14 protein-coding genes are annotated in these 14,929 nt (G+C 70.7%); 9 read left to right on the top strand and 5 right to left on the bottom strand.

Features of this window, described 5'->3' with window-relative positions; genetic code table 11:
- The first annotated feature begins 163 nt into the window (after positions 1-163).
- Both metK and I5071_RS31635 read left to right on the top strand, forming a co-directional pair.
- A complete protein-coding gene (metK, locus tag I5071_RS31640) occupies positions 164-1,432 on the top strand; it encodes a methionine adenosyltransferase (protein ID WP_236516991.1) in 1,269 nt (422 codons plus the stop codon).
- A gap of 149 nt (positions 1,433-1,581) precedes the next feature.
- Positions 1,582-2,937, top strand: coding sequence for a TrpB-like pyridoxal phosphate-dependent enzyme (locus tag I5071_RS31635; protein WP_236516990.1), 1,356 nt, complete (start codon positions 1,582-1,584; stop codon positions 2,935-2,937).
- 137 nt (positions 2,938-3,074) lie between these two features.
- On the opposite strand, the gene I5071_RS31630 is transcribed toward I5071_RS31635, so the two are convergent.
- Genes I5071_RS31630 through I5071_RS31615 form a run of 4 tightly spaced genes read right to left on the bottom strand, consistent with a single transcriptional unit; the run spans position 3,075 to position 6,565 of the window.
- Positions 3,075-4,610, bottom strand: a complete 1,536-nt coding sequence (locus I5071_RS31630) for a phospholipase D-like domain-containing protein (RefSeq protein WP_236516989.1) — start codon at positions 4,608-4,610, stop codon at positions 3,075-3,077.
- The gene (locus I5071_RS31625) at positions 4,603-5,634 is read right to left on the bottom strand and encodes an alpha/beta fold hydrolase (protein ID WP_236516988.1); all 1,032 of its coding nucleotides are present in this window, start codon (positions 5,632-5,634) and stop codon (positions 4,603-4,605) included. Before I5071_RS31625 ends, I5071_RS31630 begins: the two co-directional genes overlap by 8 nt.
- A gap of 24 nt (positions 5,635-5,658) precedes the next feature.
- On the bottom strand, positions 5,659-6,360 hold the full coding sequence (locus tag I5071_RS31620; protein ID WP_236516987.1) for a sensor histidine kinase: 702 nt from the start codon (positions 6,358-6,360) through the stop codon (positions 5,659-5,661).
- A gap of 37 nt (positions 6,361-6,397) precedes the next feature.
- Entirely contained in the window at positions 6,398-6,565 is a 168-nt protein-coding gene (locus I5071_RS31615; protein WP_236516986.1) for a hypothetical protein, read from the bottom strand.
- A gap of 229 nt (positions 6,566-6,794) precedes the next feature.
- Between I5071_RS31615 and I5071_RS31610 the strand changes: the two genes are divergently transcribed.
- The 7 genes from I5071_RS31610 to I5071_RS31575 all read left to right on the top strand — a co-directional run bounded on the left by I5071_RS31610 (position 6,795) and on the right by I5071_RS31575 (position 14,393).
- On the top strand, positions 6,795-7,814 hold the full coding sequence (locus I5071_RS31610) for a diacylglycerol/lipid kinase family protein (protein ID WP_236516985.1): 1,020 nt from the start codon (positions 6,795-6,797) through the stop codon (positions 7,812-7,814).
- A gap of 213 nt (positions 7,815-8,027) precedes the next feature.
- Positions 8,028-10,007, top strand: coding sequence for a sigma 54-interacting transcriptional regulator (locus tag I5071_RS31605; RefSeq protein WP_329611094.1), 1,980 nt, complete (start codon positions 8,028-8,030; stop codon positions 10,005-10,007).
- Positions 10,008-10,226: 219 nt separating this feature from the next.
- The gene (locus I5071_RS31595; protein ID WP_236516984.1) at positions 10,227-10,583 is read left to right on the top strand and encodes a DUF5658 family protein; all 357 of its coding nucleotides are present in this window, start codon (positions 10,227-10,229) and stop codon (positions 10,581-10,583) included.
- A 44-nt stretch (positions 10,584-10,627) separates the two neighbouring features.
- Positions 10,628-11,125: a VOC family protein gene (locus tag I5071_RS31590; protein ID WP_236516983.1), complete on the top strand. Its 498-nt coding sequence runs from the start codon at positions 10,628-10,630 to the stop codon at positions 11,123-11,125.
- A complete protein-coding gene (locus tag I5071_RS31585; protein WP_236516982.1) occupies positions 11,122-11,463 on the top strand; it encodes an ArsR/SmtB family transcription factor in 342 nt (113 codons plus the stop codon). The genes I5071_RS31590 and I5071_RS31585 overlap by 4 nt, the downstream gene beginning before the upstream one ends.
- Positions 11,460-11,996 carry an SRPBCC family protein gene (locus I5071_RS31580; protein WP_236516981.1) on the top strand — a complete coding sequence of 179 codons (537 nt, stop codon included), beginning with the start codon at positions 11,460-11,462 and terminating at the stop codon, positions 11,994-11,996. The genes I5071_RS31585 and I5071_RS31580 overlap by 4 nt, the downstream gene beginning before the upstream one ends.
- A gap of 87 nt (positions 11,997-12,083) precedes the next feature.
- On the top strand, positions 12,084-14,393 hold the full coding sequence (locus tag I5071_RS31575; protein ID WP_236516980.1) for a sensor histidine kinase: 2,310 nt from the start codon (positions 12,084-12,086) through the stop codon (positions 14,391-14,393).
- 12 nt (positions 14,394-14,405) lie between these two features.
- Here the strand turns inward: I5071_RS31575 and I5071_RS31570 are convergent, their stop codons facing one another.
- On the bottom strand, positions 14,406-14,921 hold the full coding sequence (locus I5071_RS31570; RefSeq protein WP_236516979.1) for a general stress protein: 516 nt from the start codon (positions 14,919-14,921) through the stop codon (positions 14,406-14,408).
- Positions 14,922-14,929: the final 8 nt, after the last annotated feature.

Here is a 14,929-nt window from a genome sequence, read left to right as displayed (position 1 = left end):
CGAGAGTACACGAATGCACCTCGCCCCCACCACGGGGGGGAGCGCGCTCGCAGAGAGAGGTGCGCACATTGACTGCGCCCGCGAATCCCCTTATGAACGCGCCGCCCGGAGCCCGGGCCGCCACGCACGTTCGACGCGCGAAGAAGAAAGGGTCGAAGCTCAGATGTCCGGATATCTCTTCACCTCGGAGTCGGTCACCGAAGGCCATCCCGACAAGCTCTGCGACGCGATCTCCGACTCCGTCCTCGACGCGATCCTCGAGAAGGACGCGCGCGCGCGCGTTGCGTGCGAGACGATGGTGAAGACCGGCTACGCGATCGTCGCGGGCGAGATCACGACGAAGGCCGTGATCGACTTCCCGAAGATCATCCGCGCCGCGATCAAGGAGATCGGCTACACGGCGGAGTGCGGCTTCGACTGGGAGCACTGCGCGATCCTGACCGCGATCGAGCAGCAGTCGCCGGACATCGCGCAGGGCGTGAACATCGAGACCTCGCTCTCGAAGGACCAGGGCGCGGGCGACCAGGGCCTCATGTTCGGCTACGCGTGCGACGAGACGCCCGAGCTGATGCCGATGCCGATCCAGCTGGCGCACCGCCTCGCGCAGCGCCTCGCGAAGGTTCGCAAGAACGGCACGCTCCCGTGGCTCCGCCCCGACGGCAAGACCCAGGTCACCGTCGAGTACGGCCCCGACGGCAAGCCCGCGCGCCTCGACGCGATCGTCGTCAGCACGCAGCACTCGCCCGACATCAAGACGAAGAAGATCGTCGAGGCGATGACCGAGGAAGTGATCCTCAAGGTCTGCCCGGCGAACATGATCGACAAGAAGACGAAGATCTTCGTCAACCCGACGGGTCGCTTCGTCATCGGTGGCCCGGTCGGCGACGCCGGCCTCACCGGGCGCAAGATCATCGTGGACACCTACGGCGGCATGGGCCGTCACGGTGGCGGCGCGTTCAGCGGCAAGGATCCGAGCAAGGTCGATCGCTCGGCCGCGTACTTCGCGCGCTACGTCGCGAAGAACATCGTCGCGAGCGGCGTCGCATCGCGCGCCGAGGTGCAGGTCGCGTACGCGATCGGCGTGGCGAAGCCGATGGGCGTGTACGTGTCGACGTTCGGCACCGGCAAGGTCGAGGACGCGAAGATCGCCGCGGCGGTCAGCGACATGTTCGACTTCCGCCCGCGCGCGCTGATCGAGACGCTCGATCTGCTGAAGCCGATGTACCGCCCGACGGCGGCGTACGGTCACTTCGGCCGCACCGAGAAGGGCTCGTTCACCTGGGAGAAGACCGATCGCGCGGCGGAGCTCGCGGATCGCCTCCTCGGCGGCAAGAAGGCGGCGAAGGCGACGTCGATCTCGAACGGCGCGCACGGCGACAAGGCCGCGAAGCCCGCGAAGAAGAAGGCGTCGGGCAAGGCCGCGGAGGCCTGATCGCGACGCGCTCGCTCGAGCGAGCGAGAGCACCACGAAGGCCGCGCACCGGGCGATCCGGGCGCGGCCTTCGCGCGTCTGGGGCCCTGTTGCGCGTCGTCCGCGGGGTCGTCGACCATCTCCGCTCGGCCCACGCCGAGGAGGGGACCTTGACGACCAAGTATTTGTTGCCCGAGACCGAGATCCCGCGCCACTGGTACAACATCCTCGCGGATCTCGGATCGCCGCCCGCGCCGGTGCTGCACCCCGCGACGAAGCAGCCGGTCGGTCCGAGCGATCTCGCGCCGCTCTTCCCGATGGCGATCATCGAGCAGGAGATGAGCGGCCAGCGCGAGATCGCGATCCCCGACGAGGTGCGCGACGTGCTCGGGCTCTGGCGCCCGACTCCGCTCTTCCGCGCGCATGCGCTGGAGCGCGCGATCGGGACTCGCTCGCACATCTATTACAAATACGAGGGTGTCAGTCCGTCGGGCAGTCACAAGCCCAACACCGCAGTCGCGCAGGCCTATTACAACGCGCGAGAGGGCGTGAAGCGGCTCGCGACCGAGACGGGTGCGGGACAGTGGGGCTCGTCGCTCTCGTTCGCAGCGTCGCGATTCGGGCTGCAGGTCACCGTCTACATGGTGAAGGTGAGCCATCAGCAGAAGCCCTATCGACGCTCGATGATGCAGGTGTGGGGCGCGGAGGTGTTCGCGTCGCCGAGCTCGCGCACCCACGCCGGGCGGAAGATCCTCGAGGTCACGCCAGACAGCCAGGGATCGCTGGGCATCGCGATCTCCGAGGCGGTCGAGGACGCGGCGACGCACGACGACACGAAGTACGCGCTGGGCTCGGTGCTCAATCACGTGTGTCTGCATCAGACCGTGATCGGGCTCGAGGCGCAGCTGCAGATGAAGCTGGCGGGTGAGTATCCCGACGTCGTCATCGGATGCCACGGCGGTGGCAGCAATTTCGCGGGCATCGCGATCCCGTTCGTGCGCGACAAGATGAACGGCAAGAACGTGCGGCTGGTCGCGTCGGAGCCGACGAGCTGCCCTTCGCTGACGAAGGGTGTCTATGCGTTCGACTACGGCGACACGGTCGGAATGACGCCGATCGTGAAGATGCACACGCTCGGTCACGACTTCATGCCGCCGGGCATCCACGCCGGCGGCCTGCGTTATCACGGCGCGGCGCCGCTGGTGTCGAAGCTGCTCGACATGGGCTTGATCGAGGCGGTCGCGCACCCGCAGCGCGCGTGCTTCGAGGCCGCGCTCACGTTCGCGCGGTCGGAGGGCATCGTGCCCGCGCCCGAGTCGTCACATGCGGTGCGCGCCGCGATCGAAGAGGCGAAGAAGGCCGACGCCGAGGGCACGACGCGCGTCGTGCTCTTCAACCTGAGCGGCCACGGTCATTTCGATCTCGGCGCGTACGACGCCTATCTCGCAGGCCAGCTCGAGGACTACGACTATCCGAGCGAGGCAGTCGCAAAGGCGATGGAGCACCTCCCGAAGATCGATCTCTGACGAGCAGAGAAGAGGAATTCCGCCGAGGAGAGCAGGAGGACGAACGATCTCGGGAACACACGAGCACGGCTCGAATCCGAATGTGCTCGAGTCGGTGGTCTTTCTGAGACTCCTGCTCTCCTCCTCCTCACGAGTCGTCATCCGCGCGCGCCGGCGACCGACTGCAGCGCGGTGACGACGCGCGCGACGATGCCGTGCGGGCGCTCGAGGATCTCTTCGAAGAGGCCCTCGTCGAACGCCGCGGTCTCGGGGTCGCCGATGCTCGCGAAGAGATCGTCCATCGGGCCCTGATCGGCCAGCGCCAGATCGGGATCGAGGGGCGCGGGGCGTATCCGCGGCCGCTCGCCCGCGGTGAGCGCGTCGACGCGCGCGACGAGCCCCTCGATGGGCCCGAGATCGCGCACCGCTTCGTCCGGCGTGACCCCGGCGTGCTCGGCCATGAGCGAGACGCGCAGCGTGCGGATGCCGCGCGCGATCTCGTCGTGCTCGTCGTCGGTGGCCCACGCGAGGTTGAGCTCGGTGTCGAGCCCCATGCTGCGATTCGTCGCGTTCGCCGAGCCGATCGTGAGGAATCGATCGTCGACGATCATCAGCTTGCTGTGGATGTAGGTCGGGCAGGGCCCGCGCTCGCCCTCCTCCTTGCGCGGAACGCACGGCGAGTAGACGCCCATCGCGTGGCCGTTCTCCTTCGCGATGCGCCCCAGCACCGAGAGCGCGATGCGCTGCGGGCCCTCGATCGCCGCCTTCTCCATGCGCCCCTCGAGGCACCACGGGACCACCACGACGACCTCGAGCGGGCCGCGGCTGCGATCGCGCATGCGATCGGCGAGCGCCTCGACGATCACGCGCGCGGTGACGTACTGCGACTCGATGTAGACGAGTCGCTGCGCGCCACGCAGCACGCGATCGTAGAGCGCGCGGATCTCGCGCACCGGCTCGCGCATCGGCACCACCGTCGCGCCGCGCGTGCGGGTGAGCGCCACGGCTCCCTGTCCGAGCGGAACGTGCGCGAACGGAGGGGACTCCGGGATCGGCTCGGGCACGAGCACCATCGGATCGCCGCCCGCCGCGACCCAGCGGTCGACGAAGTGCTCGACGAGGTGCCGGACGATCGGCCCGCGCGTGACCGCCTGCACGTCGTGGTAGGGCAGGTAGAGCGCGCCCTTGCCGTCGAAGCGCATCGGGTTCTGATCGAAGTGGCTGCGCTGATCCCAGCGGTGCTCGCTGACGTCGATGCCCCCGACCCACGCGGTGTGGCCGTCGACGATCGCGAGCTTCTCGTGGTGGCTCGCGCCGGGCGCGTGGTTCGCGTCGTAGAGGAAGCGGAGGCGCCCTCGGCCCGCCGAGCGCAGCTTGTCCGACGTCGCCCACTCGCGATCGAGCGCGTAGACGCTCGACCAGTCCCACGCGAGCACGTACACGCGCAGCTCGGGGTTGCGCGTCACCGCGGCGCGCACGATCTCGCGGAACGTGCGCGGGCGCTCCTCGTCCTCGTCGCGCCGTCGCATCCACACGCTGCTCTCGAGCTGCCAGCCCGCGATCAGCACGTACGCGCGCGCCGACTCGATCGCGTCGGCGAGCGCTCGGTAGTAGTCGTCGGCATCGACGATCACGCCGCTCCACGAGGGAGCGAGCGCGCTGCACGTCTCGCCGACCTTCACGATGTCACGCACGAATCTCCGATTCCTCTCCACGCCGGGTCTCCTCCTGGAGATCGCGGATGGTCTGCACGACCTCGTGGCACCGCTCGAAGTGCGGCAGTCCACGCGTGCCGGGAACGCGGTGCGCGCGCACCGCGCGGTTGCGCCGCTCGAGCCCGTCGAGCTGCGCGAAGTCGCTGTGGGGGTCGCGGTCGTAGAGCACGAGCGTGGGCACGCGGAGGCGCTCGTAGAGCGTCTCGCGCGCGTTGCTCGTGAAGAGCTGCCCCGCGACGAACGCGAAGGGCGCGTGATGCGCCCCGTGCACGCGCGCCGTGCGCACCGCGTGATCGACGTACGCCTTGGGCGCGCGGCCGTGGAAGCTCTTGTCGAGGAAGTACTTCACGCTCCGGCGCGACGTGAGCACGCGATAGAGCGGTGAGGCCCAGAGCGGGAGATCGAGCATCCGCTCGATGCGCGCCGCGCGCCGGGGATCGATGCGCGGCGTGCGCGAGCCGAGCCCGGTCGGCGAGATCATCGTCAGCGTGCGGAAGAGGTGCGGGGAGTCGATCGCGACGCGCGCCGCGATCTCGCTGGACAGCGACAGCGCGACCACGTCGACCGGCTCCTCGCGCGGCGTCACGACGTCGACGAGGAAGCGCTTGAGCGCCTTCGCGTAGAGCATCGGGCAGTACTGGTTCGGGCCGCGCTCGGACGTGCCGAAGCCCGGCAGATCGGGCGCGTACACCGGGCGCTCGCCGCGGAACGCATCGAAGAGCGGCTTCACGTCGTACGCCGACGCGGCCGCGTGGATGCCGTGGAGCAGCACGATCGGCCGCCCCTTCGCGTGCGCGTCGACGTAGTAGCCGAGCCGTCCGATCAGCGCGATGTCGAGGTCGTGGTGCGCGGCATCGAGCGCGCGCGGCGCCTCGCGCGTGCCGAGCACGCGATGCCAGACCTGCTCGACGCGAGCGAGCGCCTCGTCGAGCTCGGCCGCCCGCGAGAGCGTCGCGCGCGGAATGGTCGTGCGCGGGAGCTCGGTGTGCTGTGCTCCAGCCATCTCGGTCCTCCGTCTCGCGCGTGCTCAGCCGGCGCGCAGCGCCTGTGCGCCGTCGCCTTCGCTCGCGCGCACCGCCTCCACGAGGGGCACTCGCGCGGTCAGCGTGAGCCCGCAGTCGTCCTCTTCGAGCGTGCCGCCGTGGAGCCGCGCGAGGCCGCGTGCCACCGCGACGCCGAGGCCGCGACCGTCGCCGACCAGCGCGCTCCGCTGCGCCGCGTGGGTGCGCGCGTCTCCGTCGAGCACGCGATCCTCGCGCACCGTGAGCATCGCCTCGCCGGCGCGCGCCGCGAGGCGCACTCGCACCGTGCCGCCGGGCGCAGTGCGTCGGACCGCGCACGCGATCATCCCGCGCGCGATCTGCGCGAGGCGCGCCGAGTCGCCCATCACGCGGATCTCGGGATCGGCGTCGACGTCGATCGCCACGCCGCGCGCGCGTGCCGCACCTTCGCTCGCGGCGACCGCGGCGCGCAGGCCCTCGGCCCACCGCGTCTCGCGGCGCGTGATCGCCAGCTGTCCGCTCGCGATGCGCGCCAGATCGATCGCCTCGTCGACGGCCTTCGCCTCGGTGCGCGCATTGCGCTCGATGATCTCGAGCGCCCGCTCGATCTCCGGTCCGCACACGCCGCCCGCGCGGAGCAGCTGCACCCAGCCGAGGATCGCGTTGAGCGGCGTGCGCAGCTCGTGGCTCATCGTCGTCAGGAGGTCTTCGTCGTTCCCGTCTCGCACCGTTGCCTCCCGTACGTGCGCGCACACCGCCGCGCGCTCAGGGGACCTCGTGGTCGTGATCGACCTCTGCGCCGTCCGCCGCCGCGGCGGAGCGCACGCGCTCGTCCATTCGTTCGTGTCGGGGCTCGTCGTGCTGCGAGCGCGAGAAGCCGAGCCCCGGTGGAGCGAACGCGAGGAACGTGAGGAGCACGAAGAGTCGAGTCATTGGTGGCCTCTCTGTCCGGTACGTTCGCGCGTCGTTCGCGACGAAGCGTCCGCGTGGACACCGAGCAATCGCGGTGCCGCAGCGCGTCGCGCCGTCGAGTGCGCGCCACGCGCTCGAAAGGCGGCGGGGGCTTGCGCCCCACGTGTGTCGCGCTGGTCTCCGCACGCTCGCGCGAGCCCGCGATCATGCGTCTCCGCGCGGCACGTGCGCTGCAACTCCACGCTCCGTGATGACGCCCGACGCCTCGATCTCTCCGGTTCGTCCCGAGCCCGAGAAGGAGCGCGAGCGCGCGACGATGATCGTGAACCCGAGCTCCGGGAAGGGGCTCGGCGCGACGATGCACGCGCTGCTCGTCGAGCGGCTGCGCGCGCGCTGGCCCTCGCTCGACGCGGAGATCTGCACGCTCGAGCACGACGCCGAGGCGATCGCCCGCGAGGCCGCGCTCCGCGACGTGCGCACGTTCGTGGTGCTCGGCGGGGACGGGACGCTCAACAACGTGATCAACGGCGTCGCGTCGGTGCCGGGCGCGCTCGCGCGCAGCGTGTTCGGTGTGCTCCCGGCCGGCACCGGCAACGATCTCGCGGGCACGCTCGGGCTCGGCACCTCGCTCGAGGAGGCCGCGGATCGGCTCGCGCGCAGCGAGGCACGGATCATCGATCTCGGGCTGCTCGACGATCGCCTGTTCGCGAACGTCTCGGCCGGTGGCCTCTTCGCCGAGGCGTCCGAGGCGACGTCCCAGGAGGCGAAGTCGCTCGCGGGCCGGCTCGCGTACTTGGTCGCGGGCTCGCGTGCGCTGCTCGATCACGCGGGCGTCGGCGTCGAGCTCACCGCGAAGACACCCGAGGGGATGCTCACGTGGCGCGGCACGATCGCGATGTTCGCGGTGTGCAACGCGCAGACGTTCGGCGGCGGCAAGCCGCTCGCGCCCTTCGCGCAGTGCGACGACGGATGGCTCGATGCGTTCGTGGTGCAGGACGCGAACACGCTCGGGCTCGCGCGCGTGCTGCTCGAGATCTCGGGAGGCACGCACCTCGAGGACGACCGTGTCGTGGGCTTCCGCGCGTCGGAGATCGATCTGCGGTTCGACCGGCCGACGCACGTGAACGTCGACGGCGAGGTGGCCGTGATCGAGCGCGCGCGCTATCGCGTGCTGCCGGGGGCGACGCGGGTGCTGGTGGCACCCGAGGCGGATGCCGACGCTGCGCCCTCATCCGACGCGAAGGTCACCGGGGCAGGGGAGCCCGAGTGAGGCGCGATCGAGGACGCCGGGTCGCGGACGCCACGTTGCGCACGACCGCGTTGTGACGTGACGCCCCGGTCGGCGCGCGGTCATGTGGCAGGATGCCTCGCGCGGCGCTGGGGCAACGCGAAAAACCCCTGTGATCTGGCGCACCGAGACCTGGCATCCCGGGTGCTCAGCAGGGTCGCGGCTGGACGGGCGGGTCCGGCGTGTGGAGACACAATGAGCGGCAAGGTCCTGGTCCTGGACGACGACCCCGATGCCTGCGGCCTGATGGAGGCTGCGCTCTCGGGTCGTGGGTACACGGTGCGCGCGGAGACGCGAGCACGCGATGCGCTGGACAAGGTGGGCGCCGAAGACTTCGACGTCGTCCTCACCGATCTCCAGCTCGACGACATGGACGGGCTGGCGGTCTGCGAGCGCATCCTCGGCGTTCGCCCCGACCTCCCGGTCATCGTCGTCACCGGTCATGCCAGCCTCGAGGCGGCGATCGCGGCGATGCGCGCAGGGGCGCACGACTTCGTCACGAAGCCGATCGATCTCGAGCTGCTCGGCATCACCGTCGACCGCGCGGTGCAGCACCACAAGCTGCGCGCGGAGGTGAAGCGCCTGCGCGACGAGGTCGACGAGGCGCGCGGCTTCGAGAAGCTGCTCGGTCAGTCGACCGCGATGAAGCGCGTGTTCGACGTGATCACGCGCGTCGCGCTCACCGATGCGACCGTGCTGGTGACCGGCGAGAGCGGCACCGGCAAGGAGCTCGTGGCGAGAGCGATCCACGAGCGCAGCAATCGCCGCGAAGGTCCCTTCGTCGCGATCAACTGTGCCGCGGTCCCCGCGACGCTATTGGAGAGCGAGCTCTTCGGTCACGCGCGCGGCGCGTTCACCGACGCAAAGGCTGCTCGCAAGGGTCTCTTCCTCGAGGCCGACAACGGCACGCTCTTCCTCGACGAGATCGGCGAGATGCCGCTCGAGATGCAGGTGAAGCTGCTGCGCGCCCTGCAGGAGCGCACCGTGCGCGCGGTCGGCGGCAACACCGAGTCGCCGTTCAACGCGCGCGTCATCGCGGCGACCAACCGCGACCTCGAGACCGAGGTGCACGAGAAGCGGTTCCGCGAGGACCTCTACTACCGCATCAACGTCGTGACCGTGCACGTTCCGCCGCTGCGCGAGCGCGAGGGTGACGTGCCGCTCCTGGCGCAGCGCTTCCTCGAGCGCTTCGCGGCGCGACACGGCAAGCACGTCGTCGGCATCAGCGCGCCCGCGGCCGCGAAGCTCGTCGCCTATCACTGGCCGGGCAACGTGCGCGAGCTCGAGAACTCGGTGGAGCGCGCGGTCGCGCTGACCCAGTTCGATCACATCAACGTGGAGGACCTGCCCGAGCGCATCCGCGCGCACCGGCCCGACACGATGGTGATGATGCCGGAGACCGCGGAGGAGCTGGTCACGGTCGAGGAGCTCGAGCGGCGTTACCTGCTGCACGTGCTCAAGGTCGTGAACGGCAACAAGTCGCGCGCGGCGCGCATCCTCGGCTACGACCGGCGCACGCTCTACCGCAAGCTCGAGCGCATGGAGGCCGAGGGCCAGACGACGGGCGTGCGTCGTCAGAGCTCGCCGCCCGACGATCGCGGCGGCGGCATCACGCCTCCGGGTCGCGATCGCGACTACGAGGATCGCGATCTCGGCATGCCGGAGCGCGAGCCTCCGAGCCAGCCCGCGTGGGCGCGTCCGCCTTCGTCGCCCGGCACCTACGTGCCGCCGTCGAGCGCGAGCGGCTACGGCGGTGCGCCGAGCGGCGGCATGCCGAGCGGCGGCATGCCGAGCGGCAATGGCCACGGCGGCAACGGGCACTCGCACGTCGACGACGCGGCGCGTGCGAGCGTGCTCCTGGTCGACGACGACGCCGATGCGCGCGATCTCCTCGAGATGCTGCTGGCGCGCGAGGGCTTCTCGGTGCGCACCGCGGGCTCGGTCAAGGAGGCGCTCGCAGTGGGCGACGTGGACGTGGTCGTGACCGACCTCGCGCTGCCCGACGGGTCGGGCGAGGACGTCGCGCAGGGCCTCGCGGGCACGCCGGCGATCGCGCTCACGAGCCGCGATCAGCGCGCGAACGACGAGGTGTTCAACGCGAGCCTCGCGCGTCCGGTGCCGCCCGATCGTCTCGCCGCGGAGATCCGGAAGCTGCTCGACGTCTCGCCGGGCTGAGCTTGCGGGAGGGGTCTTGGAAGACCCCTCCTTCCGGGCCCAGCCCCACTTGCCCTCGTCAGCACTGCTGTGGCGAGGGACGTGACATCGACGAACGGAGGCCGCGCTGCCGAGAGGGAGCGCGGCCTTCGTGCGTTCGGCGCGCGGAGCGCCCTCGGCTCCGATGTGGGCGCGAGAATCGGCCGAAAATGCGGGCATGGCGCGTGCTGAGGTGGGCCCATGCACGCAGTTCGTGCTCCTCGCTTCGCGCGGTTCTTCTCGTTCGCGCTCGCAGCGCTGCTCGTGATGAACGTCGCCGACGCGATCCTCACGCTGGTGTGGATCGAGACCGGGCTCGCGCTCGAGGCGAACCCGCTCGTCGAGCTCGCGCTGCGTGGCGGCCCGGTGAGCTTCATGGCCGCGAAGCTCGCGATGGTCTCGGGCGCGGCGCTCGTGCTCATCCGACTTCGCGCGCGCTTCACGCAGCGCGCGCGACGGCTCGTCGGCGCAGGGCTGAGTGCGGCGCTCGTGCTCTACGCGTCGGTGATGACGTTCCACGTCGCGCACCTGCCGTTGCTGGAGCTTGCGTTCATATAATCGATCGCTTATACGTCGCGGACATCGACGGAGGAGACAGAACGATGTCCGCAGCGAGCCACACGCCGCCCCCGCTCTCGCCCTATCTGACGGTCCACGACGCGAAGGCCGCGATCGACTTCTACGTGCGCGCGTTCGGCGCGAAGGAGCTCGCGCGCCAGGCGACGCCCGACGGAAGCAAGCTGATCCACGCCGCGCTCGCGCTGCCGAACGGCGGGACCTTCATGCTCGCCGACGCTCTGCTTCCCGAGGGACAGAGCCCGGAGATGAAGGGCGGCGTGTCGAGCACGCCGAAGTCGCTCGGTGGATCGCCGGTCACGCTGCACCTCGATCTCCCCGACGTGAAGGCGACGTGGGCACGCGCGGTGGAGGCCGGCGCGCAGGTGAAGATGCCGCTCGCGCTGCAGTTCTGGGGCGACGAGTACGGCATCCTCGAGGACCCGTTCGGGCACCGCTGGTCGCTCGCGACGCGCGCGAAGGTCGCGACCAAGGACGAGCTCGACGCCGGCGCGCAGAAGCACTTCGGCGGCGAGACGAAGTGAGCGATCCGTTCCGCGCCATCGCCGACCCGACGCGCCGCGCGATCCTCGACGTGCTCGCCGAGGGCGAGCGCTCGGTGAGCGAGCTCTGCGCGCGCTTCGACGTGAGCCAGCCCGCGATCTCGCAGCACCTCGCAGTGCTGCGGGACGCGGGGCTCGTGGTGGTGCGCGCCGAAGGGCGACAGCGGATCTACGCGCTCCACGCCGATCCGCTGCGCGAGGTGCACGACTGGTCGGCGCACTACGAGCGCTTCTGGAGCACGAAGCTCGACGCGCTCGGTGCGGTGCTCGCGCGCGAGGCCGCGAAGACCAAGCCGAAGAAGAAGAAGGACGATCGATGAAGCGAGACATCCACATCGAGCGCACGTACCCGCACCCGCCCGAGATCGTCTGGCGTGCGCTCACCGATCCCGCGCTGATCGCGGAGTGGCTGATGCCGAACGACTTCCGCGCCGAGCTCGGTCATCGGTTCACGATGCGCACCGATCCTGCGCCGGGGTTCGACGGGATCGTGAAGTGCGAGGTGCTCGAGCTCGACGCGCCGCGACGGATGCGCTGGTCGTGGAAGGGCGGGCCGATCGACACCGTGGTCACGTTCGAGCTCGAGCCCGCGATCGTCTTCGCGCGTCCGGCGACGACGCTGAAGGTCGCGCAGACCGGGTTCGAAGGGCTCGACGCGGTGCTCGTGTCGTTCGTGCTCGGCGCAGGCAACCGCGCGGTCTACGGGCGTCACCTGCCCTACGTGCTCGATCGGCTCGCGGCGGGAGAGACGATCGAGAACGTGCGCGAGACGTGCGCGAAGGAGCGCGGGCGGTGGTGGTGGATCTCGCGTGCGATCGGGCCGATCGTGGGGCGGCGGAAGACGAGCGCCTGAGCGTGCACGCGATCGCGCGACTCGGGACGTCCAAGCGCGTCGTTATGTACTGGCGATGCAGCGCCGCGAGCGCGGGAGTGGCTCGCCGTGACCGACCTCGCGCGTCGTGCACCGAGCGACATCGGATCTCACGACGATCCCGCGGATGTGGCGAAGGATCGGCCGGTGGGGCGCGAAGCACCGCGGGCGCGCCTCCTGATCACGCTCGCTGCGGTCGTCATCGCCTTCGTGGTCGGCGAGATCGTCCTCGCCGATCACAGGTACGCACTCCACGTCTGGGCGGACGCGCTCTGGACGCTCGTCTCTCTCGTCGCGGCGCTCCGGTGCTGGCGCACGGCCGCGACGCGCGAGCGACGGCACCAGCGCGACGCGTGGCGCTGCTTCGCGTTGGGCTCGGCGTTCTGGTTCGCAGGCATGCTCGCGTGGGACTGGTACGAGCTCGTCGACCACACGTTCACGCCATTTCCCACGATCGCGGAGATCGGGTTCCTCGCACTGCCGTGCTGGTTCGCCGCGGGCTTCTTCAACCTGCGAGTCGACGCGCCGAGCCGTGCGCTCTCGCTCAAGCAGCTCGGCGATCTCATCGTCGTCGTCGCGTGTCTCGCGACCGCGAGCACCGTGATGCTCCATCCCGCCGCGTCGCGGATCACGTCGGACCCCGTCTATCTGGTCACGGCGCTCGGATATCCGGTGCTCGGTCTCGGCGCGCTCGCGTTCGCGCTGATCACGCTCTGGCACCAGCCGCCGGGGAGTCGTCGTCGCATCACCGCGATCCTGCTCGCCGCGGTGGCCGTGCTCGCCGGCGTCACGACGTACTACGCCGGCTCGCTCCTCACGCACTCGTACGAGGCAGGCGACACGCTCGACGTGTTCTGGATCATCACCTTCGCGCTGGTGATCTGGGCTGCTGCCGAGGAGGAGTGGGGGACCGAGGCGCATCCGCACCGCGCGCTCGATCACGTGCTCGCGCCCGATCTCCTCGTCGCGCCGATCGCGGTCGGCGCGGTGTCGATCGCGATCGCGCGTCACCTCGAGCACCTTCGCAGCGAGCTCGCGGTCACGATCGCGCTCGGCGGCGTGGTGCTCGCGTTCGGTCTGACGCTGCTGCTCTGGGGCATGCACCGGATCGAGATGGCGTTGCGCGAGGACATACGCAGGCGCGAGGCGCGGAACGCGTTCCTCGCCGACGCGGGGCTCTTGCTCTCGGGCTCGCTCGAGCACGAGGAGATCCTCGGGCACCTCGCGCGCCTCGTGGTGAGCACGGTCGCCGACTGGTGCGAGTTCGATCTCGTGGCCGACGACGGAGTCCGGCGGGTCGCGGGCGCGCACGCCGATCCGGCGAAGAGCCAGCGGCTCGAGGAGCTCGCGCGACGCTATCCACCCGCGCTCGACTCGCCGCACCCGGCCGCTGGCGCGCTGCGCACCGGGCGATCGCTGCTGCTCACCGACGTGGACGACGCCGTCATCCGCGACACCACGATCGACGCCGAGCACGCGCGCATCCTGCGCGACCTCGGCACGCGCTCCGCGATGGTCGTCCCGCTGCGGGCGCGCGAGCGGCTGATCGGCGTGCTGACGATGGCGTCGGCGGAGCGGCGCTACGGCGCCGCGGATCTGCAGCTCGCGGAGGAGCTCGCGCGTCGCGGCGCGCTCGCGATCGACAACGCGCGCTCCTATCGCGACGCGTGCGCGGCGATCCGCCTGCGCGACGAGTTCCTCGCGATCGCGTCGCACGAGCTCTACACGCCGATGACGTCCCTCTTGCTGACGGTGCAGGTGCTCAAGGCGAGCAGCGCGCGCGGCGCGGTGGACCCCGCGTCCCTCACGCGCGCGCTCGATCTCGTGGAGCGTCAGGGGCGCAGGATGATCCGGCAGATCCAGCAGCTCCTCGACGTGACGCGCATCGAGGCGGGCAAGCTGCGGATCGAGCCGAGCGAGGTGGATCTCGGGGCCGTGGTGCGAGAGGTGGTCGCCGCGTTCCAGCACGACGCGCAGGCCGCGGGGTGCGAGCTGATCGTCGACGCGCACGAGGGGCCGGCGCAGGGCCTCTGGGATCGCGCGCGCATCGAGCAGGTGGTGTCCAACCTACTGTCGAACGCGCTCAAGTTCGGCGCGGGTCGCACGGTCGAGATCGCGGTGTCGACCACCGTCGAGGCCGTCGAGCTCCGGGTGCGCGATCACGGCATGGGGATCGATCCTTCGGAGCACGCGCGCATCTTCGAGCGCTTCGGTCGCGCGGTGTCGGCGCGGCACTTCGGCGGTCTCGGCCTCGGTCTCCACATCTCGCGGCAGATCGTGGCGGCGCACGGCGGGACGATCTCGGTCGAGAGCCAGCGCGGCGAGGGCGCGACGTTCATCGTTCGATTGCCGCGCTCCGCGCCCGTCGAGCCTCCGTGAGGTCCAGCGCGATCACACCGCGGTGATCTCGATGCTGCCTTCGCCGCGAAGGATCGCGATCGCGCGCGCGGCGCGCTCGCGGGAGCACTCGACGGTCACGACGATGCGGCCCTCGCGGATGCGATCGCGGATGTCGGTCGCCTCGCTCTCCGACACGCCGAGGCCGACGAGCGCGCCGATCAGCCCGCCCGCGGCGCCGCCCGCGCCCGCGCCCGCGAATGCCGCGACGATCGGGCCCGCGGCGACCAAGCCGACGCCCGGGATCGCGATCGAGCCGACCGCAGCGAGGCCCCCGACCACCGCGCCGAGGGTGCCGCCGATCGTGCCGCCCGCGGTCGCGCCTTCGGCCGCGCGGTTCGCGGCAGGCGTGACGACCGGAGGCGCGCCCTCGATCTCGCGTGCGCGCGTCAGGTCGGACATCAGCACGCTGACGTCCTCGCGGCGGAAGCCTGCGTCGACGAGGCGATCGACCGCGTGCTGCGCTTCGCGCCGCGTCGAGAACACTCCGCTGACCACCTTCGTCCTCATCGCTCGTC

This window comes from Sandaracinus amylolyticus (assembly GCF_021631985.1).
In the GTDB taxonomy this organism is placed as follows: Bacteria; Myxococcota_A; Polyangia; order Polyangiales; family Sandaracinaceae; genus Sandaracinus; species Sandaracinus amylolyticus_A.
Note: the sequence above shows the minus strand (reverse complement) of the source record. Positions and strands in the feature narration are given on the sequence as shown.

Excerpts from the sequence above, each read along its gene's own strand:
- metK (WP_236516991.1), top strand. The coding sequence starts at position 164 with ATGTCCGGATATCTCTTCACCTCGGAGTCGGTCACCGAAGGCCATCCC.
- I5071_RS31625 (WP_236516988.1), bottom strand. The coding sequence starts at position 5,634 with ATGGCTGGAGCACAGCACACCGAGCTCCCGCGCACGACCATTCCGCGC.
- I5071_RS31615 (WP_236516986.1), bottom strand. The coding sequence starts at position 6,565 with ATGACTCGACTCTTCGTGCTCCTCACGTTCCTCGCGTTCGCTCCACCG.
- I5071_RS31610 (WP_236516985.1), top strand. The coding sequence starts at position 6,795 with ATGACGCCCGACGCCTCGATCTCTCCGGTTCGTCCCGAGCCCGAGAAG.
- I5071_RS31605 (WP_329611094.1), top strand. The coding sequence starts at position 8,028 with ATGAGCGGCAAGGTCCTGGTCCTGGACGACGACCCCGATGCCTGCGGC.
- I5071_RS31595 (WP_236516984.1), top strand. The coding sequence starts at position 10,227 with ATGCACGCAGTTCGTGCTCCTCGCTTCGCGCGGTTCTTCTCGTTCGCG.
- I5071_RS31590 (WP_236516983.1), top strand. The coding sequence starts at position 10,628 with ATGTCCGCAGCGAGCCACACGCCGCCCCCGCTCTCGCCCTATCTGACG.
- I5071_RS31580 (WP_236516981.1), top strand. The coding sequence starts at position 11,460 with ATGAAGCGAGACATCCACATCGAGCGCACGTACCCGCACCCGCCCGAG.
- I5071_RS31570 (WP_236516979.1), bottom strand. The coding sequence starts at position 14,921 with ATGAGGACGAAGGTGGTCAGCGGAGTGTTCTCGACGCGGCGCGAAGCG.